The following is a 25425-nucleotide window of genomic DNA, read 5'->3' on the forward strand; positions in this document are numbered from 1 at the left end:
CGGGAACTTGTTATTTTGTAATTCTGAACCAGTCTACGTCTGTCCAGCCGCCGTCGTTGGTAACAATGGCCGGGCGGGTACAGAACATACCTACTTTAGCGCCGATCCACTTGCCTTCTTTCACTTGGAACGGTTTGCCCAATGGCTGGAATTTCTTTCCGTTGAAGCTGTAACTGAAGTTGCACAGTACCAACAGGTCGTGTCCGCCTTCGCTCTTGGAAATCTTTTTCCCGTCAGAGGTAAACTTGGCACGCAGGTAGATGGTATTGTCTTTTAAACCGACTGTACCGTTTACTGTTTCGAGAGTACCTTTTTCCGCTTTAGGGCAAGATACCTGGGACAATACCAGGCCTTTTTCCGTGTTTTCCAAAACAAGTCCGGCATAGTCGAGTCCCATAACTACCAGTCCGGTGCGCTCTCCTTTGTACTTTTCCGTCGGTTTGAAAGTCAGTTTCATGGTGGCGGTAAAATTGTCGGCGGGAGTTTTCTGTAACAATAGGTTGGCTACGTCCCAAAGGTTTTTGCAGTCTTTGACAACAGGATAGGAGTAGAGACGTACGATGCCTTGATCTCCTGCGTAATAAGCCCATTTTTCGTTGATGTTGGCATGCCATTGCCATTGCGGAGAAAGGGTATAGCCGTCAAACTCATCACTTTCTTGCGGAGTGCAGATAGGATATGTCTTGCCTACGTTCGGCTTTTTATAAACCAGTACCGGGTCGCCACAACCGTCACCGTCTTTGTCGATGCCGATAACAGGCCAGTCGTTGACCCATTTCATGGGTTGTAAGTGTACCAAACGGCCGTATGCGCCCACATCCTGGAAATGCAGGAACCAGTCTTCACCGGTAGGAGTATCTACCCATGCTCCCTGGTGAGGGCCGTTGATGGGACTGTCACCTTGCGCCAGCACCTTTTTCCATTCGTAAGGACCGTATATGTTCTTGGAACGGAGAACAACCTGCCAACCGGTGGGTACGCCGCCTGCCGGATGGAAGATATAGTAATATTCCCCCCTTTTGTAGAGTTTGGGACCTTCACAAGTCTGGTGGGCTTCATGACCGTCGAAGATGATGCGTGACTGCGTTATGGCTTTGGTGGCATCCGCATTCAACTCGCAAATGGATATGATACTCTTCAATCCGGCACGGCTTCCTGCATAGGCGTGTACCATATAAACTTTTCCGTCTTCATCCCAGAAAGGACAGGTGTCTATAATACCCTTGCCCGGTTTTACGAGTACGGGTTCTGTCCACGGACCTTTGGGGTCTTTGGCTTTTACCATGAAAGCGCCCTGGTCGGGATCGCCCCAGAAAATATAGAATTCACCGTTGTGATGGCGGATAGCGGGCGCCCATACACGGTTGCCATGCTCCGGACGTTCCGGTGTTTCAATGGGGGAGAGGGCATAAGGAACGGCAGCTCCGATGATGCTCCAGTTCACGAGGTCTTTGGAATGCAGAATCTGTAACCCCGGCAGGCAGTTGAAACTGGAAGAGGTCATATAGAAGTCATCTCCTACACGGCAGGCATCCGGATCGGAATAGTCTGCATAGAGTATCGGATTTTTGTATTTACCGTTACCTTGGTCGGCTACCCATACCTCGGAAACATAATTCTTTTCTTGTGCCGCCAGCGGTAATGCAAGCAGCAGGCTGAGTCCTAAAAGTGCGTTTCTGGTTTTCATGTCACGATTTAATTCTTTAATTTTTAATTCTTGATTTTTATCTGAACCGGGTGCTGCAGTTCTTCTTTCCACTCGCGCATATAAGCGAACCATGCTTCGGGAGTAGGATAGCCGAACGTTTCCTTACATGACGTAAACATGGTGTAATGGTGGAAACGGTCGCTGCCCGGTGCGGAAAGAGTGTAAAGGAAATTATCTTTGTCTTTTACTTCTTTGCGGATGTATTTCTGTGGAATATAGGTGGCGATACCTACTGTTTCTTTTGCATATTTTACAGTATCGTTTACCGGCCAGTGTCTTCCCCAACTACCTACCAAGCCTTTATGATCGGACTCCGAAAGGGTTTCGTTACCCATAATGTTTTGTACGCCGGTGCAGAACACTTCATCTTGCAGGGGGGCGTCAAAGAACGTTTCTACCAACAGGTCACGATGTCCGGCATAAAGGATATAGCGGTTGGTCATATTCAGCTCTTTTCCCTGATAGTCCCAGCCTTTGACGGTCACATCGGCTATGGTGCGTACGGGGCCGTAGGCAAGAATGCTTTCTGTACGGAACGCTATCGGCTCTATATGAGTGGCTTTTGTCCCGTCCCAACCTTTCAAGGCGCCGATACCGCAACTGTTGCCAACCATCAGCACGTCATCACCGAATCCGCGCGCAAGCTGCTCGTCGTTAGGATAGAACCGGCTTTCTTGGATTTCCAGTCCCTTTTTGAATTTACCGTACGGGTCAACGGTTTGCTTTTGATTAAAATAGACGCGGTAAGCGACTAATTCCGATTCAAACATAGGTCCGTGTCCATGTAGCATACTATAAAAGTTGGTAGTTCCCGGCACTGTGACCGACTGTATGGGGGCATGCTTCTGTTTTTTTGTATCGCGTATCAGCATTTCGGCAAATACACGCGACGGGTAGGTCTTATCCGTTTTAGCGGAAGACAAGGTAATGGTCAGCATTTTCTTGCTTTTGGCAGGAATATCCATGACAAAGGCCAATTCATCGGCTTTCAAATCACCGTTCAGGTCGTCCAACTGCGAAGGGATTTCTTCATTGCCGTTCATTACGACGGCAGAACGCACACGGAAACCGGGTTGCAGGTCTTTGATTTTTAATACTACCGGAGCGTCGGCTTTGTCTTTGCTCCATGAGTTGCTCACTTCTACCGAAATGGTTTTGGTACTTGGTTGAGATTGTGCGGTAAGAGTACACGCGCACAATAACAGGAAACCGGTTAAAAAGGTCGTTTTCATAAGGAATGTGTTTAATTAATTGCGGCAAAATTAAACTAAAAAGAGCAGACAGCTCTCTTTCTTTTGGCAAAAAGACTGTCTGCTTTGAGCTTCTTAACTTATCGAATTCTACTTAAAATCCAACACTTTTCCTTCTGTACCGATAGTGGTATACACTTTTCCGTCTACTTTCAGATTTTTAGCGTTTTTCACGTTCAATGTGTGTCCCTTGGTTTTTATACGTATGTTTTCCAACGTTACACCTTCCGCCTGGCTGATGACAACGCCTTCTTTGGCATCGTTGATGATTACATCCTTTACGGTTACATTTTTGATTGGCATTTCGGGTAGTCCGTTGAAGAACATGGCGCGTCCCGAACCCTTACAAATAATATTGGAGATATGGATGTCCCGGAAAGAAGGTGTTTCAACGGTTACTTGGGGAACCGTTGTCTTCATGCGGCCTTTCAGGTCTTCTTCCGTTTCTTCGCCGGCAGCTTTGCCACCATAAAACAAATCGAAGAGCAACGGTTCGTGAGGTATATCAATCATGTGGATATTGTGAATGTAGATTCCCTCTACAACACCGCCGCGTCCTCTGGTGCTCTTGAAGCGCAGGCCTACGTCTGTGCCGAGGAAAGTACAGTCTGTTACATAGATGTTTTTTACGCCGCCGGACATTTCACTGCCTACAACGAAGCCGCCATGGCCGTGCAATACTGTGTTATTCTTTACGATAACATTCTGGCAAGGTTCACCGCGTTTACGTCCGTCCTCGTCTTTGCCGGATTTGATACAGATGGCATCGTCACCGGCATCGAAGATATTATTGATTATCAACGCATTCTTGCAGGATTCCAAATCTAAAGCATCACCGTTTTGAGAGTACCAGGGATTGAATACCTTTACTTGGTTGATAGTGATGTGCTCGCATGATAGCGGATGCAGACACCAACTCGGTGAGTTTTTGAATGTGACTCCTTCTAATAAGACTTTTTTACTCTTAACGATATTGAGCAATACGGGGCGTAACCACGGACGGATTTCATTCCATTCCTCGTCTGTTTCGATACCTTCGGGATTGTTGAAGTTCTTGCAGGCCAATGCTCCCTTTAGCGAACCGGCTGTAGGATACCATATCGATTTGTCTACCACACCACCTGATTTAACGAGCGCATCCCATTGACTGGCGGTCAGTTTGCTTTTCTTCACCGGACGCCAGCTGTCACCCGAACCGTCGAATACACCATGACCTGTGATGGCTATGTTTTCTGTGTTGCGTGCGGAGATAGGTGACTGGCAACGGCGGGTGTTCAGACCCTCAAATGATGTTTCGAGAATAGGATAGGCATTAAAATCATCTGTAAAGACCACCAAGGCATTCTTTTCGGTATACAGGTTGACATTGCTTAATAACTCGATAGGGCCTGTCAGCCATAATCCTTCCGGGATGACTACTTTACCGCCGCCTTTTGCGTTGACGGCTTTAATGGCGTCATTAATCGCTTTTGTGTTTAAGGTAGTTCCGTCTCCTTTTGCTCCGAATTGCAGGATACTGACTGTATAATCCGGAAATGACGGCTGCTCAACCTTTGGCATATTGAAAGGCAACTCTTTATAGATGTTTTCATCTATGGAATTTTTGCATTGGGCATGAACGGCATACTGTACAGGCAGTAATGCAAAAGAAAATGCGGTAAGCGTAAATAGCTTTTTGAATAATGTGTTCATTCGTGATACTATGTTAATGAATTTATGAATTCTGATTTATGGATTAAGCGGTATTCCTTAATTTTTACTTCCCTTTTTATTACTTCCCCGTAAGCTGCTCTCACGAGTGGCCTACGAAAGAAATAATAAATTGATTCATGTTAACCTAATTCTAACCTTAAATAAATATTATGAAAAAACCTCTTAATTACCAATTGCAAAAGTATCGGGCTTTGGCTGAAAATATGTGTACTAATTGTTGGTTTTAGTGTATTTTTTGTGGTTTTAGCCTTTTCTTTGCATGCTTTCGGGGTTTTTGCACTATCTTTGCAGCTCAAAACTTAGTAAAAAAGGTATGAGTTACAATTTGTTGAAAGGAAAAAGAGGCATTATTTTCGGTGCTCTGAATGAGCAATCCATTGCCTGGAAAGTTGCAGAAAAAGCAGTAGAAGAAGGTGCGACGATCACCTTGTCCAATACACCTGTCGCTGTGCGTATGGGTGAAGTTTCGGCATTGGCTGAAAAACTGAATTGCGAAGTCATAGCAGCGGATGCTACCAGTGTGGAAGATTTGGAGAATGTGTTCAAACGTTCTATGGAAGTATTGGGCGGCCAGGTGGATTTCGTTCTTCATTCTATCGGTATGTCTCCGAATGTGCGCAAGAAGCGTACATACGATGATCTCGATTACGATATGTTGGGTAAGACGCTGGATATTTCGGCGGTTTCTTTCCATAAGATGATACAGGCTGCCAAGAAGATGAACGCCATCGCAGAATACGGTTCCATCTTGGCTTTGAGTTATGTAGCAGCGCAACGCACGTTCTACGGTTACAATGACATGGCAGATGCAAAAGCGCTGTTGGAGTCTATTGCACGTAGTTTTGGCTACATTTACGGACGTGAGCACAATGTACGTGTCAATACAATATCTCAGTCTCCTACAATGACTACTGCCGGTTCGGGCGTAAAGGGAATGGACAAATTGTTTGACTTTGCCAACCGTATGTCTCCGCTGGGTAATGCTTCGGCTGACGAATGTGCGGATTATTGCATCGTTATGTTCTCCGACTTAACCCGTAAGGTTACTATGCAGAACCTGTTCCACGACGGTGGATTCTCCAGTGTAGGTATGAGCTTGCGCGCTATGGCTACTTATGAAAAAGGTCTGGATGAGTACAAAGACGAAAACGGAAATATAATCTACGGATAAAAAAGGATGATGAAGCGGTAAAGTGATGGGGTGATCGTAATTTAGGCTCATAGCCTTATCACCTTACCGCTTTATCGCTTTATTTTATCCCTTTATAATCTTACCGCTCTATTTTGCTTTATCACTTTAGTTGATTCACATGGAAACTGCTCTTTATCTATTGCCTGTTACTTTAGGCGATACTCCTGTTGAAACCGTGTTACCTTCTTATAATAAAGAAGTGATTTTGGGTATCCGTCATTTTATAGTGGAGGATGTGCGTTCGGCACGCCGTTTCCTAAAGAAGGTGGATAGGGAGACAGATATCGATTCGCTTACGTTTTATACGCTCAATAAACATACGTCACCGGAAGATATTTCCGGATATTTGAAGCCGCTTGAAGCAGGAGACTCAATGGGAGTGATTTCTGAGGCAGGATGTCCGGCTATTGCCGACCCGGGAGCGGATGTAGTGGCGATAGCCCAACGTAAGAACCTGAGGGTTATTCCTTTGGTCGGACCTTCTTCCATTATATTATCGGTTATGGGTTCCGGTTTCAACGGGCAAAGTTTTGCTTTTCATGGTTATCTGCCGATCGAGCCCGGTGAGCGTGCCAAGAAACTGAAAGTGTTGGAGCAGCGTGTGTATAATGAGCATCAGACCCAGCTTTTTATAGAAACTCCTTATCGCAACAATAAAATGATAGAGGATATTCTGCATAACTGCCGCCCTCAGACCAAACTTTGTATTGCTGCCAATATCACATGTGAGGGAGAATATATTAAAACGAAAACGGTGAAGGAATGGCAGGGTAAGGTTCCCGATTTGTCTAAAATTCCTTGTATTTTTCTCTTGTATAAATAATCTCCTTTATATGCTCATATTCACATTCGAAACAACCGCTGAAAAAGTTTCGATGGAGATTATGTTCTATTTGCTGGAATGTCCAAAGCTTTCCGCCCTTAAACTTTTTATTGCATAAGATGGAATCATCATCCAGGTCAAGGGTAAAGAGATAAATCAAACGGTTGGTGGACTCATTCTCAAAATGGTACATGAAACTGAAATGAAGATTCTGCAGTGGTGCTGTCGGCAACGTTCTCAGTAAAATTCTTTCTACGCCCTGTTCCAGAGTTTCTCCATACAATAAGTAGCTCTCCATTAACACATCCGTCTTTCCTTTTTCGAGCAGGCTGCATTGGGGGCGCGGCAATAAAAACAGCATGCCGTGCGAGGCTACGGTAACGCGGATAACCGGGTTGATATATTCGTTTTTACGGTTGATGGCTTCGGATGCTATTGCTTTTCCGATAACATCTCCTTTTTTTGTCACGATAGGTACGAATACGGTATGTTTCATTACTTTATTGAAGTAGTAGATACCGAATTGATTGAATAAGATGCTCAATATAAATACGCAAGGCGGTATGACGTGGAATAAGACATGACGCATCGTATCACTCAGCGGGTGGCTGAGCAATATGGCAAGCGATATGATAAGGAAATGTAAAAAGCCGATGAGTAATAGTACGCGTGCCGATACAATGGCGGCTTCGGCGCCTTGTGCAAAGAATTGTTTGCAGCATTTATGGGTTTGGGCGGTATGGTAGTTTAAAAAGCGTCTTCTATTCAGGAAGATGATGAGCGGCGGTATAATCGCACTGATTTCCAATGTGAATGGAAACATGGCTTTCGGACAATAATCGGTGGAAAATAAAGAGGTTATTGTTAATAATAATAACATTCCTGTTGTACAGTACAGTATAATCTGGGGGATATGCGAGCCTTTACGCCGCCACATGTAAATACTTGATAATAATCCCACACCTGTACCGATGTAGATGGCTATGTCTTGTATTATGAATTCACATAATATAATGGATATAATGACGGGGATATATCCCAGCGACATATTGAACTTGGATGATAGAACTCTTTGCTTGCCCATTACTACGCTATTTTGCCGTTTCCTTTTTAACAAACGGCTTGTATAAAATGTTCTTTATTTCATCCTTTTTTGTAGATACTGGGTTGATTTTTCTGCATGATAAGACGAACGAACCAAAGGTGCGCTTTCTACTTGAGTGAACCCTTTCTTCAATCCAAGCTCTTTGTAAGCGGCAAATTGGGCGGGAGTAACATATTCGGCCACAGCATAATGCTTATGTGTAGGCTGTAAATATTGTCCGATGGTGAGTATTTGGCAACCGGCATTGCGTAAGTCGTCCATTAGTTCCGCCACTTCATCCGGAGTTTCTCCAAGGCCGACCATGATGCCGGATTTGGTGGTAGTACCGCTTCCGGCTATCTGCCGCAACACTTCAAGGCTTGTTTCATAACGGGCGGCGCTTCGTACCAGCGGACTGATACGTTTCACCGTTTCCATATTGTGGGAGATGATTTCCGGCCGGGCTTCGATAACCATGTCTATAAGTTTCTTTTTGCCTTGAAAGTCGGGAATCAACACTTCGACGGTTGTTTCCGGATTGAGGCGTTTGATTTCGCGAATCGTTTGCGCCCAATGGGCAGCGCCCAAATCCGGCAAATCGTCCCTGTCCACAGAGGTGATAACGGCGTGGGAGAGTTTCATTAAGGCGATGGACTCGGCTACATGTACAGGTTCTTGCGGGTCTAAAGGCATGGGCTTGCCTGTTTGCGTATTGCAGAATTTGCAGCAACGGGTACAAATGTCTCCGCCTATCATAAAGGTAGCCGTACCTCTTCCCCAACATTCTCCCATATTGGGGCAGCGCCCACTGCTACAGATGGTATGCAGGCAGTGGGATTCCACGATACGTTTTGTTTCGGTGTAACGTTCGTTGGCGCCGATACTTATTTTAAGCCATTCCGGCTTACGTACTCTTTCACTCATTTACTTTTTCAATTCCCGATTAAAGAAATTCGTCAATTTGGTATACAGATGCAGGCGGGTATTACCACCGAATATACTGTGGTTGCGATTGGTGTAGACCTGCATGTCGAACTGCTTGCCAAGTTGTACGAGGTGCTCGGCATATTCCACGCAATTCTGAAAGTGGACGTTATCATCCGCCATGCCATGTACCAACAACAGATTGCCATGCAAATTATTGGCACGGGTAAAGGCTGATGAGGCTTTGTAGCCTTCGGCGTTTTCTTTCGGAGTACGCATGAAACGTTCGCCGTATACGGTATCGTAATAGTTCCAGTCGGTAACCGGGGCAACGGCAACTCCTGCTTTGAATACCGGAGTTCCTTCGCTCATACTCATAATGGTCATATATCCGCCATAGCTCCACCCCCAGATTCCGATGCGGCCTTTGTCTACATAAGGTTGGCGTCCTAAATACAGAGCGGTTTCCACTTGATCTTTGGCTTCTTTGATGCCGAGATTCAGATAAGTGCTTTTGGCGAATTCCGCGCCGCGTCCACCTGTGCCTCGTCCGTCTACGCACGCTACGATATAGCCTTGGGATGCCATGTAGGTTTCCCAACTCACGCCGAATTTGTCAAGCACCTGTTGCGAACCGGGGCCGCTGTACTGATACATCAAAACCGGATATTTCTTACCGGCGGAGAAGTCTGCGGGTTTCATCATCCAGCCATTCAGCGTAATACCGTCAGAGGTTTGGAAAGAGAAGAACTCTTTCTTAGGTATAGCATATCCTTTTAATTTCTGTTTTAAAGCGGAGTTATCAACAAGCGTAGTCAGCGCCTTGCCGGTATTGTCGTTCAGAGTAATGACGGTCGGAGTGTCCGAACTTGAATAGCGGTTCATGAAATACTTCATATTTGTACTGAACTGCGCGCTGTTTGTGCCGGCTTGCGATGATAATTTAATCTTTTTGCCTTTACGGTCTATCTTGTAGATAGCACTGCGTAGCGGGCTTTCTTCGTTACTGCTGTAATAGAAACTGCCGTCTTCGGGGTCATAACCTAAAAAGTCTTGTATTTCGTAAGGGCCGGAAGTGACTTGCTTGATAAGGTTTCCGCCGATGCTATACCAGTACAAGTGGTTGTATCCGCTCTTTTCGCTGACAAAGCTGAAGTTCTCCGGATAGAAAATGATATTATCGAATACATTCTCACGGATATAAGTGTCGCTTTCGTCACGTACCGCTAACTTGCAGACGGTACTGCGGGGATCGGCAAAGTACAGGTCGAACCGGTTTTGGTGACGGTTCAGCGTCATTATGGCAAGTTTGCCAGGGTCTTGTGTGAAACGGATACGCGGAATATATCCCCCCTCTTCCAACGGAAGATTGATTTTGCGGGTTACTTTGGATTTGATGTCAAAAGTATGTACGGATACTTTCGAGTTCTTTTCGCCTGTCTTGGGATACTTGTAAGTATATTCTCCCGGGTATTTCTCATAAGGAGTAATATGGGGGGCTTCTCCGGCGAATACAGGAAATGTATAAGAGGGTACTTCCCGCTCGTCGAAACGGATGAATGCCAGCATCTTGCTGTCGGGACTGAACTCCAATGCGCGATTAAAGGAAAATTCCTCTTCGTACACCCAGTCGGGGATTCCGTTCAGTACTTCATTGCGTTTGCCGTCTTCGGTCACTTGGCTTTCGCTGTTGCCGTAAAGTAATTTGACGAGGAAGATGTTGTTGTCACGCACGAACGCCACCTGATACCCGTCGGGTGAGAATACAGGCACCTGTTGTGGTCCGCCATCCGACAGTTTCTCTACTACATTGTTTATCTTACCGTCGAGATTTCGCTTTAAGCTATATATATAATGTACCGCCGTATAAGAGTGGCGGTAGATAGGAGTTGTTTCTGTCGCGATAAGCAGCTTGCTGCCGTCCGGAGCAAAACTGTAACTGTCGAATTTCTTGAACGGGCATTCGCGGGCGGTAGCGGCATCGAACAGCACTTCTACCGGTTTACCTGTTTTGAAGGAGTACTTGATGATTTGCGTCTTATCCGCATTCATTTGTGAATAGTGTTCACCATCTCCGGGGATAGGGATGACGCCTGAAATGCTTTGAGGAGTAAATTCTCCGGATATGATTTCTTTTAAATCGAGCGGTTTGCCGCTTTGGGCAAGACTTGCCAGTGTGTAAAGGCAGAAAAGAAGTGCAAAACTTATCTTTTTCATATCTTTTTAATTCGGTTGTTTTTTGCAAAGATACGATAAAGCGGAAATCTAATCTAATTAATAAATGATAAATTCCATTTTACATGGATGTAAAAAGAAAACCCGCTCTGCCTTTTTAGAGCAGAACGGGTTGCTGTCATTCAAAGATGATGATTAGAATAGGTGATGATTGGAATCAGTACATATTAGAGGCACTTTACTTTTCGTTGGTATTCGGCGATGGCGGCATCGAGGCGTTCGTGTGCGGTAGTATCACCGGGTACGTTGTGCGAAGGATGTATATACAACTTCACGCCACGGTCGGCAAGAATCTCGGCAACGGTGGTGATAGTCATCCACACCATTGTTACGAAACTCAGGGTAGACAAAGGACCCACCTTGTCAAAATGGTTTTTCAAAGGAACGGAAGCGTCTACCAAAGGTACGCAGGAGTCAACTACGATGTCGGCAATTTGAAAGAGGTTCTTACCTCCGGAATGGCGGCTGGGTTTGTCTCCGGTTTCACCTGCTGAACCGTACACGATAACTTTCATTCCACGCTTCTTGGCTTCCAACGCTACGTCGATGTTCACGGCGTTGATGCCGGTATGAGAGAATATCCAGATACAATCCTTGGAATCGAAGTCATAGTTCTTCATGATTTCCTGTCCGTAACCCTCTGCTCTTTCCAAGAAAAGGAACTGGTGGATACCCATCTGACCGATGATTTGCGTAAAGAACGTCAAAGGGAGTTCGCAAAGCGGGTGGAAGCCTACGAAACTGCCGATGCGCGGATACATCTCTTCAACGGGGATAGTGGCGTGACCGCAACCAAAGGTGTGAACCCAACGGCCTGCTTCAATAGCATCCGCCATAACGGTAGCTGCTTTTTTAATGTTCTCCAACTGAGTAGCTTCCAGCTTTTCCATGATGCCGTGGGCATTTTTTAACCATTCAAGTGCTAACATAATGTTTTGTTTTAGGGGGTTAATTATTTGAGTGAACGTTTAAACAATATAAGCATGATAATGAGCGAACCTATCATCATATAAGGATAAAATACTATGCCGCCGGCATATACGGAAACCATTCCCATAAGCCCGTTCATGGCAGCCTGTCCTACAAGAGCTATGGCGAGCGCTATGCTGAATGCCGTTCCTGACAATGCGGGATAGCGGGTGCCGAGAATACTCAAGATGACCGGATAAGTGGATGACAATCCCATTCCTACCAAGACCATACCCGTTGCGGCCCGTATAAATCCCGGAGACGCTGTCAGCAGGCCAAAGCCTATCGCAGTGAGGATAAGACTGTAGGGAAGTACGGTTGCCGGTTTTATCTTTTTGAAAATCACGATTTGCAGCATACGCGCCGCGGTAAGCCCCACGACCATACAGGTAAGCGCTATTAACGCCTGATTGGCGGGGATGTCGGTCGCCTGTCCGAAATAGCTTGTAGACCAGTTGTTGCATACTCCTTCGATGCCGCTTTGGAAGAAGAGAATGGAGCTGAGCAATAGTAAGCTGCTCTCTTTCAGCAATCCCAATCCCTCTTTTACGGGAAAGCCTTGCGCTTGTTTGGGCGCGGGAAAACGTACGGGAATACAGAACAATATGCCTGCCAGCATAATGATACCTATGCCTTGCAGGATTGTTTCAAAAGAATAGTGTTCGGACAATACTCCCAGCAGGCTTGGTATACCCAATGCTCCCAATCCGTAGAACATCCCCAAAAAGCTAAGTCGGGAACCTTTTTCCGATTCACCGGAAATATCAGACACCAAAGCATTGGTTTCTCCATTAAGGATACCGCCGCCCAGGCCTATACCTACTATGGAGAGTTGCAGGAGCGGGATGCTCTCAAAAAATATCAATCCTTCCAGTCCCGATAATACAATGATACAACTGGGTACCAGCAAGGCCTTGTGTCCGAAACGATCGACAATAGGACCGAAAATCAGCGAGCCTATCAGCATGCCGAGAGGAAGGAACGTTACCAGTGATGTCGTTTGTAATCCGCTTAATCCCAGCTTGGTGACGAGAGAGGGCAGTACCGAACCCAGCGTAATCATTGAAACGCCGAAGAAACACATTCCGATACACGCTGCCGTGAATACGAGATTTTTATGATAACCGTTATTCATACAAATGGTTTTTGATGGCAAGAAATGCTGCTCCTATCAATCCGGCGTTTCCGGACAATTGAGAAGGTACAAATTCGGCTTGCCTGATGCTGATGGGCTGCGCCCATTTGCAAGCTTCTTTGTAAATGTCGTCTATGAATATGCCGGCAGGGCCGAATACGCCGCCACCCCATATAACCTTTTGAGGATTCAATAAACTGACAAGGTTGGCTGCTCCCATACCCCACATCTCAACGGCCTTTTGCAGTACCGATACGGCAATGGGGTCTCCCTCGTTATAGGCGCTGAATACATCATAGGCGGAGATGCGGCAAATAGGTTTCTGGCGTAATTTTCCTTTATAGGCCTTGTTGGCTCGTACGGCATCGCGAACCCGTGCTCCGATTCCGTTGCCCGATGCGTAATACTCGAAACATCCGCAAGCCTTATAATCTTCTTTATAAGGCGGCTGAAGAGCCATCCAGCCCGTTGCTCCGATAATATCGCTGGCGCCGTGCAGCACATGACCATCAATAATGATACCGGCGCCGATGCCCGTACCTACGGCGATGAATACCGCGCTGTGACAGTTTTTTGCGGCGCCTTGCCACATTTCACCATACATATAGCAAGTACGGTCGCTATCGATATAGATGTCTACTTCAGGGGGAGTGACACAGCGCAACTCTTCGTACAGCGGATAATTGTCCCAGCCGGGTATGTTGGGGGCCCATACGCGGTTGGTTTGGGAATAGACGATTCCCGGAATGCATACGCCCACACCGTCGATTTGTATGCGGCTCTTACGTGCCACCGTGAGTAGCTTGGCCAGAATATCTGCTGCGAGTTTGCCGACTTCGTGCCCTGTTCTGCCTTTTAGAAGACGTTTCCTGTTGAACATCATACTTCCGTCAGAAAGAAAAATGGCGCTGGCTATTTTGGTGCCGCCTATGTCGAGTGCAATTGTTGCCATGGCGTATAGTATTTATAGGTTGATTCACTAAGGTCGTATGCAAAGCTATGAATTTATTTCAATCTCCATGCTTTTAAAACTATAAATTTGTATGTAAAAAGTGTAACTAATCACTAAAATATGTTTGCTTTAATGGTGGCTGGATGTATGATTAATATCATAATTGCTTTAAAATCAACTGACGTAACATTTTTTAGTGCAGCCTAAAATGAATGTGTTTATGTTTATTAACAAATACAAAGTTTGCCTATGGCAGTTATTAAGCCATCTGAACCGTTTTCCATTAGCAAAAACCGAAGAAAAGTCTTATTTTTGTTTCTAAATAACATAAACTTATGAGTGTGACACCTCTTTATAATGAATTCCCTTCGTTTCTGAAACGTTATTTTCCGTATAAGGTACAGAAAATCTCGTTGAATGCCGGGTTTACCTGTCCCAACCGTGACGGGAACAAGGGATATGGCGGCTGTACCTACTGTAATAACCAGACTTTTAATCCAGACTATTGCCGTACGGAAAAGCCGATAAGCCTGCAACTGGAAGAAGGTAAGCGTTTCTTTGCCCGCAAATACCCTGAAATGAGGTATCTGGCATACTTTCAGGCTTATACCAACACGTACGGAGAGTTGGAATCCTTGAAGCGAAAGTACGAAGAGGCGTTGTCCGTAGACGGTGTGGTGGGGCTGGTTATCGGTACCCGCCCGGACTGTATGCCGGACGACCTGCTCCGATATCTGGAAAATATCAATAAGCATACTTTTCTTTTAGTGGAATACGGTATCGAGAGCACCTGTGACGAAACGCTCCGCCGCATTAACCGAGGGCATACTTTTCAAACTACCGTCGATGCGGTACAGCGGACTGCCGCTTGCGGAATATTGACAGGCGGGCATGTAATCCTGGGACTGCCGGGCGAAACTCATCCAACCATTGTGGCGCAGGCACGAGAGTTGTCACACTTGCCGCTTACTACGCTGAAAATGCATCAGTTGCAACTGATACGCGGTACCCGTATGGCCTTGGAGTATGAGCGGCATCCCGAAGATTTCCATCTTTTCGGTGTCGAAGAGTATATCGACCTTGTGATAGATTATGTAGAACATCTTCGTCCGGATATCGTTTTGGAACGTTTTGTCTCTCAGTCTCCCAAAGACCTGCTTATCGCGCCCGACTGGGGACTGAAAAATTATGAATTTAACCACCGGGTTCAAAAAAGAATGAAAGAACTTGATGCATATCAAGGGAAGAAGTATGAAATGTGAGAAAAAAAACTTATTTTTGCCGCTGATAAATATGGAATCAATCTAAATTAGAGGACAATGACAATGAACTCAAAAACAGCGATAAAAGGAAAAATCCATTACGTGGGAGTGAATGACCGTAACAAGCATTTGTTTGAAGGCATGTGGCCCTTGCCCTACGGAGTGTCTTACAACTCCTACCTGATAGACGATGAAATGGTGGCGCTGGTGGATACCGTGGATATCTGCTACTTTGAGATATACCTTCGGAAGATAAAAAGCATCATAGGCGAACGCCCCATCCAGTATCTTATCATCAACCATATGGAACCGGACCATTCCGGCTCTATCCGCTTAATCAAGCAGCATTACCCCGACATCGTCATCGTGGGCAACAAGCAGACGTTTGGCATGATAGAAGGTTTCTACGGCGTGACGGGCGAACAATATATGGTAAAGGATGAGGATTTCCTTGCTTTAGGCCACCACAAGCTCCGTTTCTATATGACCCCGATGGTGCATTGGCCCGAAACGATGATGACTTTTGACGAAACGGAGGGCGTGCTCTTCTCCGGCGACGGATTCGGTTGTTTCGGTACGCTCGACGGCGGTTTCCTCGATACGCGTATCAACCTGGATAAGTATTGGGACGAAATGGTGCGTTACTACTCCAACATCGTAGGCAAGTACGGCTCTCCCGTGCAGAAGGCGTTGGCAAAGCTGGGCGGGCTGCCCATCTCCACCATTTGCTCTACGCACGGACCGGTGTGGACGGACAACATTTCCAAAGTTATCGGTATCTACGACCGCCTGAGCCGTTATGCCGCCGAAGAGGGTGTTGTAATAGCCTACGGCTCCATGTACGGCAATACCGAACAGATGGCGGAAGCAATCGCTGCGGAACTTTCCGCTCAAGGCATCAAAAACATCGTGATGCACAACGTCAGCAAGAGCAATCCGTCTTACATCATAGCCGATATATTCAAATACCGGGGTCTGATAATCGGAAGCCCCACTTATAGCAACCAGATTTATCCGGAGATAGAGGCATTGCTCTCCAAGATATTGGTGCGCGAGGTGAAGGGCCGTTATCTGGGTTATTTCGGTTCGTTCTGCTGGGCGGGCGCAGCCGTAAAGCGTATGGGTGAATTTGCCGAGAAGAGCAAATTTGAAATCGTAGGCGATCCGGTGGAAATGAAGCAGGCCATGAAGGACATTACCTATGAACAATGCGAAAATCTGGCGTGCGCCATGGCGGAGCGTTTGAAAAAAGATAGAAAATGATAATAAACCTCCAATTTATTAACCTAATAAAATAATCGTAATGAGACTAATCATTCAACCGGATTATCAATCCGTATCACAGTGGGCGGCACATTATGTAGCTGCCAAAATCAAAGCCGCTAATCCGACACCTGAAAAACCGTTTGTATTGGGATGCCCTACCGGCTCTTCGCCTCTGGGTATGTACAAGGCCTTGATTGACCTGAACAAGAAAGGCATCGTATCTTTCCAGAACGTGGTGACTTTCAACATGGACGAATATGTAGGCTTGCCAAAGGAACATCCCGAAAGCTACTATTCTTTTATGTGGAATAACTTCTTCAGTCACATCGATATCAAGCCGGAGAATACCAACATCCTGAACGGTAACGCTGCCGACCTCGATGCCGAATGTGCACGTTATGAGGAAAAGATTAAGTCTTACGGCGGTATCGACCTCTTTATGGGTGGTATCGGTCCCGACGGACACATCGCTTTCAACGAACCGGGTTCTTCTTTGTCGTCACGTACCCGTCAGAAAACTCTGACTACCGATACTATCATCGCCAACTCCCGCTTCTTTGACAACGATGTCAACAAAGTTCCCAAAACGTCTTTGACTGTAGGTGTAGGTACCGTGCTCAGCGCAAGAGAAGTCATGATTATTGTAAACGGCCACAACAAGGCTCGCGCTCTTTATCATGCAGTGGAAGGACCTGTGATGCAGATGTGGACAATCAGCGCGCTGCAAATGCATGAAAAAGGAATCATCGTTTGCGACGATGCTGCTACCGCAGAACTGAAAGTAGGTACATATCGTTACTTCAAAGATATCGAAGCAGAGCATCTTGACCCGGCTTCTTTGCTGAAATAACAAAGAGATATGATATAGACAGACGGCTGCCCGTTCCTCTCACCATGGGAAGAACGGGCAGTCTTTTTATATATGTGATTATCCGCCTTTATACCCTTGATTGATAAATCGTACGCTTTATCCCCCTTCCTCTGCCGAGTCTGTTTATCTCTTTCCTAAGTTGAACTATAATTAAAAGCCTATTAAACTATCATTAAAAGCCTTTTAATAGGATATTAAAAGGCTTTTAATGATATCTCCCCCGTAGGCTCATCCCGACTCATCCCGGAGAATAATCATTGTCATTTATACAATCGGGATAGAACACACAAAACTCCTGCCTTATACATGCTTTGCGGTTCCTTGCTTCACCAGTCATCCCGCCTTCTGTCCGAGACAACCAATGTCAGTGAACCTTTTTTAATGAAGAATGAAGAATTATGAATGAAGAATCAGCTGCGCGATTACACCGCATGGCAATTCTTCATTCATAATTCTTCATTCTTCATTAAAAAGATCCGTATGGCTGATGTGTTACATAACATTGTTTAGTAACACAGACGTTTTATTGCTTTTCTTTTGATTAATTTCTAATTTGCGGCTCACTAAAATAATGGCATACGGAAGCATGCTGAGTATTCACTTTAAATCTTATATATCATGAAAGTATATCAGACGAATGAAATTAAGAACATTGCCCTCCTTGGCAATGACGGCTCGGGTAAAACCACTCTCACGGAAGCGCTGCTCTTTGAGAGTGGTATTATAAAACGTCGCGGCAGAATTACTGCCAAGAATACGGTCAGCGATTACTTTCCGGTGGAACAGGAATATGGCTATTCTGTGTTTTCCACCGTTTATCATGTGGAGTGGAACGGTAAGAAATTGAATATTATAGACTGTCCGGGTAGTGACGACTTTGTGGGAGCGGCCATGACGGCTCTCAATGTAACCGATACGGCTATTCTGCTGCTGAACGGGCAATACGGTCCTGAAGTAGGTACTCAAAATCATTTCCGCTATACGGAGAAGCTGGGCAAACCGGTTATTTTCCTTGTAAACCAGCTCGACCATGAGAAGTGCGACTATGATATGGTACTGGAACAGTTGCAGTCAATTTACGGTTCTAAGGTAGTTCCCGTTCAATATCCGTTGGCTACCGGACCGAATTTCAATTCGTTGATTGATGTACTTCTGATGAAAAAATATTCGTGGGGGCCGGAAGGCGGAGCGCCCACTATAGAAGATGTTCCCGCGGAGGAAATGGAAAAAGCGACTGCCATGCATAAAGCATTGGTAGAGGCTGCTGCCGAGCACGATGAAACTTTAATGGAGAAATTCTTCGAACAGGATTCTCTGACCGAAGACGAAATGCGTGAAGGTATCCGCAAGGGGTTGGCTTCTCGCGGTATGTTCCCCGTATTCTGCGTGTGTGCGGGAAAGGACATGGGTGTGCGCCGTTTGATGGAGTTCCTGGGTAATGTTGTTCCGTTTGTAGACGAAATGCCTCCGGTGCACAATACACGCGGCGAAGTGGTGAAACCCGACTCCAACGGACCTACTTCCTTGTATTTCTTCAAGACTGCCGTTGAGCCGCATATCGGTGACGTGCAGTATTTCAAGGTGATGAGTGGCAAAGTACACGAAGGAGATGACTTTACCAATGCCGACCGCGGCTCGAAAGAACGCATTGCGCAGATTTACGCATGTGCGGGAGCCAACCGTATCAAGGTGGAAGAAATGGTGGCCGGCGATATCGGCTGTACAGTGAAGCTGAAAGACGTGCATACGGGCAATACGCTGAATGCCAAAGGCGCTGAAAACCGTTTCAATTTTATCAAATATCCGAATTCCAAATATTCCCGTGCCATCAAACCGCTGAATGAAGCCGATACGGAAAAGATGATGGCTATCTTGAACCGTATGCGTGAGGAAGACCCGACATGGGTTATCGACCAGTCTAAGGAGCTGCGTCAGACCATTGTGCACGGGCAGGGTGAATTCCACCTGCGCACACTGAAGTGGCGTTTGGAGAACAATGAGAAATTGCAGATTAAGTTTGAAGAGCCGAGAATCCCGTATCGTGAAACCATCACGAAAGCTGCCCGTGCCGACTATCGCCATAAGAAACAATCCGGTGGAGCAGGTCAGTTCGGTGAAGTTCACTTGATTGTGGAACCTTATTATGAAGGTATGCCGATGCCGGAAACTTATAAGTTCAACGGACAGGAATTCAAGATGAACGTGAAAGGCGTTGAGGAAGTGCCATTGGAATGGGGCGGCAAACTGGTATTTGTGAACAGTATTGTGGGCGGTTCCATCGATGCCCGTTTTATGCCTGCTATTCTGAAAGGTATCATGTCGCGTATGGAGCAAGGTCCGCTGACCGGTTCGTATGCCCGTGACGTACGTGTTATCGTATACGACGGTAAGATGCACCCGGTAGATTCCAATGAAATCTCTTTCATGCTGGCGGGACGTAATGCGTTCAGTGAGGCGTTTAAGAATGCCGGTCCGAAGATTTTGGAACCTATATATGATGTAGAGGTGTTTGTTCCTTCCGATAAGATGGGTGATGTGATGGGTGACCTGCAAGGACGCCGTGCCATGATTATGGGTATGAACAGCGAAGCCGGTTATGAAAAACTGATTGCCAAAGTGCCTTTGAAGGAAATGTCCTCGTACTCTACGGCATTGAGTTCGTTAACAGGCGGTCGTGCTTCGTTTATTATGAAGTTTGCAAGTTATGAGCTTGTTCCGAGTGATGTACAGGATAAACTTATCAAGGAATTTGAAGCAAAACAAGCTGAAGAATAGAATTTTTTAATAAATGGTTGAAGCCGTTGTTCGCTCATCGTGAGGAATGACGGCTTTTTTATTAACACAGATTAAGAATATGGGGAAATGTGAATGTTAATATTTAATTTTTTATTAAATTTGCAAACCAAAGGTGTCTCATTTTGTTATAATGCTCGTAATACAACTTAAAAAACCTTCTACGGTTAATTAACGAGAACACCCGGTTAAATCAGGTTAATTAGTTAGGAGTGTTAATTAGGGAGTGTTAATTTTGTGACTATGAAAAAGTCGACAATATGGATATTAGGCGTCGTTATGGGCCTTTCTTTCATCAGTTTGCTGTATCTGCAGATCAGCTATATTGAGGAAATGGTGAAGATGCGTAACGAGCAATTTGATGAATCGGTGAAGCGTGCTTTAATGGCTGCTTCAAAAGATGTGGAGTCCGCGGAGGTTGACCGTTGGTTGCGGGAGGATATCTCCGAAGCGGAGAAGAAAGCGTGGGAGCAGAGCTCGCAAGGTAAAGGAGTGGTGCAGACGCAGCGTTTTACGGTTACATCGCCGGACGGAACCAGATATTCGGCTATCGAACTGAAAACATTTACCAACGAAGCGTCGGAACTGCCCAGGGCAATGATTTCGCGTAAACATGGAACGAAAACCATACCTCAAACGTCACGTTCGCTGGCAGATGCCATCAAGAATCGTTATCTGTATCAACGGGCTTTGCTGGATGAGGTAGCTTGGCAGATGATTTACCGTGCCAGTGACAAGCCGATAGAGGAGCGGGTGAATTTCAAGAATTTAGACCAGTATCTGAAATCGGGACTGATTGACAACGGTATCGAGTTGAACTATCACTTCAAAGTGATAGACCGGGACGGCAGGGAAGTTTATCGCTGTTCGGATTATAGTGATGACGGTAGCGAGAGTTCTTACTCGCAGCCTTTATTCCTGAACGATCCGCCTGCGCGTATGAGTATCGTTAAGATACATTTCCCGGGGAAAAGGGATTATATCTTCGATTCGGTCAGCTTTATGATTCCGTCGATGATATTTACCTTCGTTCTGTTGATAACGTTCATCTTCACGATTTACATCGTGTTCCGCCAAAAGAAACTGACGGAGATGAAGAATGACTTTATCAATAATATGACGCACGAGTTCAAGACGCCGATTTCAACCATTTCGTTGGCGGCGCAGATGTTGAAGGACCCGGCAGTAGGTAAATCGCCGGCAATGTTCCAGCATATATCCGGCGTCATTAATGATGAGACGAAACGACTCAGGTTCCAGGTAGAGAAAGTTCTCCAAATGTCGATGTTCGACAGACAGAAGGCGACATTGAAAATGAAAGAACTGGATGCCAATGAACTGATTACCGGAGTAATCAATACGTTCGCTTTAAAAGTGGAGCGGTACAATGGAAAAATTGAGTCGGATTTGACGGCGACCGACCCGATTATCTTTGCAGATGAAATGCATATCACGAATGTTATTTTCAATCTCATGGATAATGCGGTGAAGTATAAAAGACCGGATGTGGACTTGCAATTAATGGTGAAGACCTGGAATGAACCGGGCAAACTGATGATTTCCGTGCAAGACAACGGTATAGGTATTAAGAAAGAAAACTTAAAAAAGATATTTGACAAGTTCTATCGCGTGCATACAGGTAATCTGCACGATGTTAAAGGCTTCGGACTTGGTTTGGCTTATGTAAGAAAGATTATTCAAGACCATAAGGGAACTATCCGGGCGGAAAGCGGACTGAATGTCGGAACTAAATTTATTATTGCATTACCTTTATTAAAAAATTGATTGATATGGATGAGAAACTGCGTATTTTATTGTGCGAAGATGATGAGAATCTTGGCATGCTTTTAAGAGAATATTTACAGGCCAAAGGTTATGCTGCCGAGTTATATCCCGATGGAGAAGCAGGATACAAAGCTTTCCTGAAGAATAAATATGACTTGTGTGTGTTTGACGTAATGATGCCGAAGAAAGACGGTTTTACATTGGCGCAGGAAGTTCGTGCCGCAAATGCTGAAATCCCCGTTATCTTCTTGACGGCTAAAACTTTGAAGGAAGATATTCTGGAAGGTTTCAAAATCGGTGCGGACGATTACATCACCAAACCGTTCAGCATGGAAGAGCTGACTTTCAGAATTGAAGCTATCTTGAGACGTGTTCGTGGCAAGAAGAACAAGGAAAGCAGTATCTACAAGATTGGTAAGTTTACCTTTGATACCCAGAAGCAGATTCTGTCAACACCTGAAAAGCAGACTAAGTTGACTACGAAAGAATCGGAATTATTGGGCTTGCTTTGTGCGCATGCCAATGAGATTTTGCAACGTGACTTTGCATTGAAGACTATCTGGATTGACGATAACTACTTCAATGCACGTAGCATGGACGTATATATCACCAAACTGCGTAAGCACCTGAAAGAAGATGAATCTATCGAGATTATCAATATTCACGGAAAGGGATATAAACTGATTACTCCGGAAGCCGAGTCCTAAACAGGACTTGGTTTTCGGACAACGGAAAATAAAAAAAGGCGGTTGCAGTGCAATCGCCTTTTTTTATTTCTTTTTCTCGGTATTAATCCGCAATTCTCTTGTTGATAAGAATGTAAGAAATCAATCCTATTACAATTAAAACAGCGCTGGTACCCAGAATCGCGTTGTTATTTACATTGCCGGTAAAAGAACATGCAACCAAAATTACAGCTCCTACCAAGATTAATATCAATCCCAGATTTTTTAATAAGCCTTTCATGTGTGTGTATTTTAATAGATTATTATTTTCATATTCTTGTCACAAAGAAAAGCATAATTCTTTAACAAGCGAAATTATTTTTGCAAAAAAACTATTATTCGACCTAATTTAATGAAGAATGAGGAATAAAGGATGAAAAATGAAGAATGAAGGATGAAGAATGAGGAATGAAAGTTTGGCTATGTCATATGACTGCACCGCGCCAATATCCCATCAAATAATTCTTCATCCTTTGTTCTTCATTCTTCTAATCTTTCGTATTGAAAAAGATTTTTCTCAGTACTTCCTGGCTGACGCTTAGCTCTTCAATGGTGATATCTTGTAATGCTTCCTTTAGCGTCTGATTAGCTATGACGCGGGCACGCTCCTCCAACTCCTTACCGTCTTTGGTAAGGTGTATCAGGTTGGTACGACGGTCTTTTTTATCGGATATGCGTACAACAAGATGCTGGCGTTCCATGTTATCTATGAGGCGGGTCATACTGGGTTTGTCTTTAAAAGTTGCATTACACAACTCTTGTTGCGTCACTCCGTCTTTTTCCCATAAAAAGATGAGGACAGTCCACTGCTCGGGAGTGATTTCCAAACCGTTTTGCCTGAAGTTACGTGATAATTTGCGGTTAATGGCAGCAGATACTTTGCCGTTCAGGATGGCAAATATCAGCCGGATGTCAAAGTTAAATTGCTCTATCATGAAATTATTGTTTAAACAACTTTGCAAATATAGTATAAGTTGGATACAATACAAAATAAGTCCGCTTATTTTTGCAGTTCAAAATAAAATGCCTACCTTTGCACCCGCATTTAATAAACGAATAATTTATTTATTTAATTAAACGAGTATGAATCAATACGAAACCGTTTTCATTTTGACTCCCGTTTTGTCTGATGTTCAGATGAAGGAAGCGGTAGAAAAATTCAAAGGCATCCTTACTGCTGAAGGTGCCGAGATTGTGAATGAAGAAAACTGGGGACTGAAAAAGCTGGCTTATCCGATCCAGAAGAAGTCAACCGGTTTTTATCAGCTGATTGAGTTCAATGCAGAACCTACTGTCATTGAGAAACTGGAATTAAATTTCCGTCGTGACGAGCGCGTTATCCGCTTCTTGACTTTCAAGCAAGACAAGTACGCTGCTGAATACGCTGCGAAGAGAAGAAGTGTTAAATCAACTAAAAAGGAGGATTAATCATGGCACAACAAGTTCAATCAGAAATCAGATATTTAACTCCGCCCTCAGTAGACGTTAAGAAGAAAAAATACTGCCGTTTCAAAAAGAGCGGTATTAAGTACATCGACTACAAAGATCCTGAATTCTTGAAGAAATTCTTGAATGAGCAAGGTAAAATCCTTCCGCGTCGTATTACAGGTACTTCTTTGAAGTTCCAACGTCGTGTAGCTCAAGCTGTGAAGAGAGCACGTCACTTGGCGTTGCTGCCTTATGTAACTGACATGATGAAATAATAGGAGGAGGAAAGTATGGAAATTATATTGAAAGAAGACATAGTAAACTTGGGTTATAAGAACGATATCGTAACCGTAAAATCCGGTTATGGTCGTAACTACCTCATCCCGACAGGAAAAGCTGTCATCGCTTCTCCTGCTGCAAAGAAAATGCTGGCTGAAGAGCTGAAACAACGCGCTCACAAGTTGGAGAAAATCAAAAAGGACGCTGAAGAACTGGCTGCTAAGCTGGAAGGCGTATCTTTGAAGATTGCTACTAAGGTTAGCGCAACCGGCACTATCTTCGGTTCAGTTGGTAATATCCAGATTGCTGAAGAGTTGGCTAAATTGGGTCATAACATCGATCGTAAGATTATTGTTGTTAAAGACGCAGTGAAAGAAGTTGGTAACTACAAAGCTATCGTTAAACTGCACAAAGAGGTTTCTGTAGAAATTCCTTTCGAAGTAGTTGCTGAAGAAGCATAAATATAGAATTCTATATAAAGGGAAAGCCCGGTTTCTGAAAAGAAACCGGGCTTTTTTGATTCCTTGTCATTCAGAGTGAGCGAAGAATCTCCTCTCTCTGCATTTAAGAAAAGGAATTCTTCGCTCGCTCTGAATGACAAATATGTTTGTGGGAATAGATACTTGTAGATATAAAAAAAGTCTGTCCGTACTTTCGTACGTCAGACTTTCAATTCTCTCTAATGTTGTACTGAAATTATTCAGCTACAACTGCTGCGCTATCTGCTGCAGTTGTGTCAGCTACTGCGGCTGCTGCTTCAGCTGCTGCTGCTTCTACAGCTGCGATTGAGTCAGCGATACGGATTGAATCAGCTGTTGCTTGTTCAGCGTTAGCTGCTTTGTTACCACAAGATGCGAAAGATACTGCTACGATAGCTACGGCCATCAAAACTAATTTTTTCATTTTCTTTACTTTTAAAACGTAATACAATCAATTGCTTTATTAAAACGATGCAAAGGTATGTACTTTTTAGATACGTTGTTCTCCAAAACCCAACTTTTTTTATAATTTTTTTTGAGGAAAGCCCGTTT

23 protein-coding genes are annotated in these 25425 nt (G+C 44.7%); 11 read left to right on the forward strand and 12 right to left on the reverse strand.

All coding sequences use genetic code 11. From position 1 onward, the window contains the following. Window positions 1-10 precede the first annotated feature (10 nt). The 3 genes from BUB52_RS01095 to BUB52_RS01105 form a co-directional block, all read right to left on the reverse strand. Window positions 11-1687: a glycoside hydrolase family 43 protein gene (locus tag BUB52_RS01095; RefSeq protein WP_009123052.1), complete on the reverse strand. Its 1677-nt coding sequence runs from the start codon at window positions 1685-1687 to the stop codon at window positions 11-13. Between the two features lie 23 nt (window positions 1688-1710). Then, the gene (locus tag BUB52_RS01100; protein WP_009123053.1) at window positions 1711-2940 is read right to left on the reverse strand and encodes a DUF4861 domain-containing protein; all 1230 of its coding nucleotides are present in this window, start codon (window positions 2938-2940) and stop codon (window positions 1711-1713) included. Between the two features lie 108 nt (window positions 2941-3048). Continuing rightward, window positions 3049-4650, reverse strand: a complete 1602-nt coding sequence (locus BUB52_RS01105) for a glycoside hydrolase family 28 protein (protein WP_009123054.1) — start codon at window positions 4648-4650, stop codon at window positions 3049-3051. Between the two features lie 334 nt (window positions 4651-4984). Here BUB52_RS01105 and BUB52_RS01110 point away from each other — a divergent pair, with 334 nt between their 5' ends. Then, window positions 4985-5842 (forward strand): enoyl-ACP reductase FabI, encoded by an 858-nt coding sequence (locus tag BUB52_RS01110; protein ID WP_022218190.1) that lies wholly within the window; start codon window positions 4985-4987, stop codon window positions 5840-5842. 139 nt (window positions 5843-5981) lie between these two features. Further along, window positions 5982-6686, forward strand: coding sequence for an SAM-dependent methyltransferase (locus tag BUB52_RS01115; RefSeq protein WP_009123056.1), 705 nt, complete (start codon window positions 5982-5984; stop codon window positions 6684-6686). Here the strand turns inward: BUB52_RS01115 and BUB52_RS01120 are convergent. The 6 genes from BUB52_RS01120 to BUB52_RS01145 all read right to left on the reverse strand — a co-directional run bounded on the left by BUB52_RS01120 (window position 6652) and on the right by BUB52_RS01145 (window position 13985). Continuing rightward, entirely contained in the window at window positions 6652-7770 is a 1119-nt protein-coding gene (locus BUB52_RS01120) for a hypothetical protein (RefSeq protein ID WP_009123057.1), read from the reverse strand. The genes BUB52_RS01115 and BUB52_RS01120 overlap by 35 nt on opposite strands. A 54-nt stretch (window positions 7771-7824) precedes the next feature. Then, window positions 7825-8694, reverse strand: coding sequence for a lipoyl synthase (lipA, locus tag BUB52_RS01125; RefSeq protein WP_009123058.1), 870 nt, complete (start codon window positions 8692-8694; stop codon window positions 7825-7827). Continuing rightward, a complete protein-coding gene (locus tag BUB52_RS01130; protein ID WP_009123059.1) occupies window positions 8695-10911 on the reverse strand; it encodes a S9 family peptidase in 2217 nt (738 codons plus the stop codon). A 185-nt stretch (window positions 10912-11096) separates the two neighbouring features. Beyond that, a complete protein-coding gene (locus tag BUB52_RS01135) occupies window positions 11097-11858 on the reverse strand; it encodes a sugar isomerase domain-containing protein (RefSeq protein ID WP_009123060.1) in 762 nt (253 codons plus the stop codon). 23 nt (window positions 11859-11881) lie between these two features. After that, window positions 11882-13033, reverse strand: coding sequence for an MFS transporter (locus BUB52_RS01140; protein WP_009123061.1), 1152 nt, complete (start codon window positions 13031-13033; stop codon window positions 11882-11884). Beyond that, window positions 13026-13985: an ROK family protein gene (locus tag BUB52_RS01145; RefSeq protein ID WP_009123062.1), complete on the reverse strand. Its 960-nt coding sequence runs from the start codon at window positions 13983-13985 to the stop codon at window positions 13026-13028. Before BUB52_RS01145 ends, BUB52_RS01140 begins: the two co-directional genes overlap by 8 nt. A 335-nt stretch (window positions 13986-14320) precedes the next feature. On the opposite strand from BUB52_RS01145, the gene BUB52_RS01150 reads away from it, so the two are divergent. The 6 genes from BUB52_RS01150 (at window position 14321) to rprY (ending at window position 22669) form a co-directional block, all read left to right on the forward strand. Continuing rightward, window positions 14321-15247, forward strand: coding sequence for a tRNA modification radical SAM protein MnmL/YtqA (locus tag BUB52_RS01150; protein WP_009123064.1), 927 nt, complete (start codon window positions 14321-14323; stop codon window positions 15245-15247). Window positions 15248-15310: 63 nt separating this feature from the next. Continuing rightward, complete coding sequence (locus BUB52_RS01155; protein WP_039951079.1) at window positions 15311-16510, forward strand: FprA family A-type flavoprotein; 1200 nt, start codon at window positions 15311-15313, stop codon at window positions 16508-16510. A gap of 40 nt (window positions 16511-16550) precedes the next feature. Next, a complete protein-coding gene (nagB, locus tag BUB52_RS01160) occupies window positions 16551-17363 on the forward strand; it encodes a glucosamine-6-phosphate deaminase (RefSeq protein ID WP_009123066.1) in 813 nt (270 codons plus the stop codon). Window positions 17364-18002: 639 nt separating this feature from the next. Beyond that, a complete protein-coding gene (locus tag BUB52_RS01165; RefSeq protein ID WP_009123067.1) occupies window positions 18003-20159 on the forward strand; it encodes an elongation factor G in 2157 nt (718 codons plus the stop codon). Window positions 20160-20420: 261 nt separating this feature from the next. After that, window positions 20421-21962 (forward strand): sensor histidine kinase, encoded by a 1542-nt coding sequence (locus tag BUB52_RS01170; protein ID WP_009123068.1) that lies wholly within the window; start codon window positions 20421-20423, stop codon window positions 21960-21962. Between the two features lie 5 nt (window positions 21963-21967). Next, on the forward strand, window positions 21968-22669 hold the full coding sequence (rprY, locus tag BUB52_RS01175; RefSeq protein WP_009123069.1) for a response regulator transcription factor RprY: 702 nt from the start codon (window positions 21968-21970) through the stop codon (window positions 22667-22669). Window positions 22670-22751: 82 nt separating this feature from the next. Here rprY and BUB52_RS15690 read toward each other — a convergent pair whose 3' ends face one another. Together BUB52_RS15690 and BUB52_RS01180 are read right to left on the reverse strand one after the other, a co-directional pair. Beyond that, the gene (locus tag BUB52_RS15690; RefSeq protein ID WP_005657360.1) at window positions 22752-22928 is read right to left on the reverse strand and encodes a hypothetical protein; all 177 of its coding nucleotides are present in this window, start codon (window positions 22926-22928) and stop codon (window positions 22752-22754) included. A 247-nt stretch (window positions 22929-23175) separates the two neighbouring features. Continuing rightward, complete coding sequence (locus BUB52_RS01180) at window positions 23176-23622, reverse strand: MarR family winged helix-turn-helix transcriptional regulator (protein ID WP_009123072.1); 447 nt, start codon at window positions 23620-23622, stop codon at window positions 23176-23178. 148 nt (window positions 23623-23770) lie between these two features. On the opposite strand from BUB52_RS01180, the gene rpsF reads away from it, so the two are divergent. Genes rpsF through rplI form a run of 3 tightly spaced genes read left to right on the forward strand, consistent with a single transcriptional unit; the run spans window position 23771 to window position 24855 of the window. Continuing rightward, a complete protein-coding gene (gene rpsF, locus BUB52_RS01185) occupies window positions 23771-24115 on the forward strand; it encodes a 30S ribosomal protein S6 (protein ID WP_004288441.1) in 345 nt (114 codons plus the stop codon). A 2-nt stretch (window positions 24116-24117) separates the two neighbouring features. Next, window positions 24118-24390: a 30S ribosomal protein S18 gene (gene rpsR, locus BUB52_RS01190; RefSeq protein WP_004288442.1), complete on the forward strand. Its 273-nt coding sequence runs from the start codon at window positions 24118-24120 to the stop codon at window positions 24388-24390. A 15-nt stretch (window positions 24391-24405) separates the two neighbouring features. Then, complete coding sequence (gene rplI / locus BUB52_RS01195) at window positions 24406-24855, forward strand: 50S ribosomal protein L9 (RefSeq protein WP_009123073.1); 450 nt, start codon at window positions 24406-24408, stop codon at window positions 24853-24855. 235 nt (window positions 24856-25090) lie between these two features. Here rplI and BUB52_RS01200 read toward each other — a convergent pair whose 3' ends face one another. Next, window positions 25091-25297 (reverse strand): hypothetical protein, encoded by a 207-nt coding sequence (locus BUB52_RS01200; protein ID WP_009123074.1) that lies wholly within the window; start codon window positions 25295-25297, stop codon window positions 25091-25093. Window positions 25298-25425 lie beyond the last annotated feature (128 nt).

The organism is Bacteroides clarus YIT 12056 (assembly GCF_900129655.1).
GTDB classification, from domain to species: domain Bacteria; phylum Bacteroidota; class Bacteroidia; order Bacteroidales; family Bacteroidaceae; genus Bacteroides; species Bacteroides clarus.

Bases quoted from the DNA above. Each gene is read 5' to 3' on its own strand.
- BUB52_RS01100 (WP_009123053.1), bottom strand. From the start codon at position 2,940: ATGAAAACGACCTTTTTAACCGGTTTCCTGTTATTGTGCGCGTGTACT.
- rprY (WP_009123069.1), top strand. From the start codon at position 21,968: ATGGATGAGAAACTGCGTATTTTATTGTGCGAAGATGATGAGAATCTT.
- rpsR (WP_004288442.1), top strand. From the start codon at position 24,118: ATGGCACAACAAGTTCAATCAGAAATCAGATATTTAACTCCGCCCTCA.
- nagB (WP_009123066.1), top strand. From the start codon at position 16,551: ATGAGACTAATCATTCAACCGGATTATCAATCCGTATCACAGTGGGCG.
- BUB52_RS01130 (WP_009123059.1), bottom strand. From the start codon at position 10,911: ATGAAAAAGATAAGTTTTGCACTTCTTTTCTGCCTTTACACACTGGCA.
- BUB52_RS01110 (WP_022218190.1), top strand. From the start codon at position 4,985: ATGAGTTACAATTTGTTGAAAGGAAAAAGAGGCATTATTTTCGGTGCT.
- BUB52_RS01135 (WP_009123060.1), bottom strand. From the start codon at position 11,858: ATGTTAGCACTTGAATGGTTAAAAAATGCCCACGGCATCATGGAAAAG.
- BUB52_RS01200 (WP_009123074.1), bottom strand. From the start codon at position 25,297: ATGAAAAAATTAGTTTTGATGGCCGTAGCTATCGTAGCAGTATCTTTC.
- BUB52_RS01120 (WP_009123057.1), bottom strand. From the start codon at position 7,770: ATGGGCAAGCAAAGAGTTCTATCATCCAAGTTCAATATGTCGCTGGGA.
- BUB52_RS01150 (WP_009123064.1), top strand. From the start codon at position 14,321: ATGAGTGTGACACCTCTTTATAATGAATTCCCTTCGTTTCTGAAACGT.
- lipA (WP_009123058.1), bottom strand. From the start codon at position 8,694: ATGAGTGAAAGAGTACGTAAGCCGGAATGGCTTAAAATAAGTATCGGC.
- rplI (WP_009123073.1), top strand. From the start codon at position 24,406: ATGGAAATTATATTGAAAGAAGACATAGTAAACTTGGGTTATAAGAAC.
- BUB52_RS01180 (WP_009123072.1), bottom strand. From the start codon at position 23,622: ATGATAGAGCAATTTAACTTTGACATCCGGCTGATATTTGCCATCCTG.
- BUB52_RS01095 (WP_009123052.1), bottom strand. From the start codon at position 1,687: ATGAAAACCAGAAACGCACTTTTAGGACTCAGCCTGCTGCTTGCATTA.
- BUB52_RS01115 (WP_009123056.1), top strand. From the start codon at position 5,982: ATGGAAACTGCTCTTTATCTATTGCCTGTTACTTTAGGCGATACTCCT.
- BUB52_RS01155 (WP_039951079.1), top strand. From the start codon at position 15,311: ATGAACTCAAAAACAGCGATAAAAGGAAAAATCCATTACGTGGGAGTG.
- BUB52_RS01140 (WP_009123061.1), bottom strand. From the start codon at position 13,033: ATGAATAACGGTTATCATAAAAATCTCGTATTCACGGCAGCGTGTATC.
- BUB52_RS01165 (WP_009123067.1), top strand. From the start codon at position 18,003: ATGAAAGTATATCAGACGAATGAAATTAAGAACATTGCCCTCCTTGGC.
- BUB52_RS15690 (WP_005657360.1), bottom strand. From the start codon at position 22,928: ATGAAAGGCTTATTAAAAAATCTGGGATTGATATTAATCTTGGTAGGA.
- BUB52_RS01145 (WP_009123062.1), bottom strand. From the start codon at position 13,985: ATGGCAACAATTGCACTCGACATAGGCGGCACCAAAATAGCCAGCGCC.
- BUB52_RS01105 (WP_009123054.1), bottom strand. From the start codon at position 4,650: ATGAACACATTATTCAAAAAGCTATTTACGCTTACCGCATTTTCTTTT.
- BUB52_RS01170 (WP_009123068.1), top strand. From the start codon at position 20,421: ATGAAAAAGTCGACAATATGGATATTAGGCGTCGTTATGGGCCTTTCT.
- rpsF (WP_004288441.1), top strand. From the start codon at position 23,771: ATGAATCAATACGAAACCGTTTTCATTTTGACTCCCGTTTTGTCTGAT.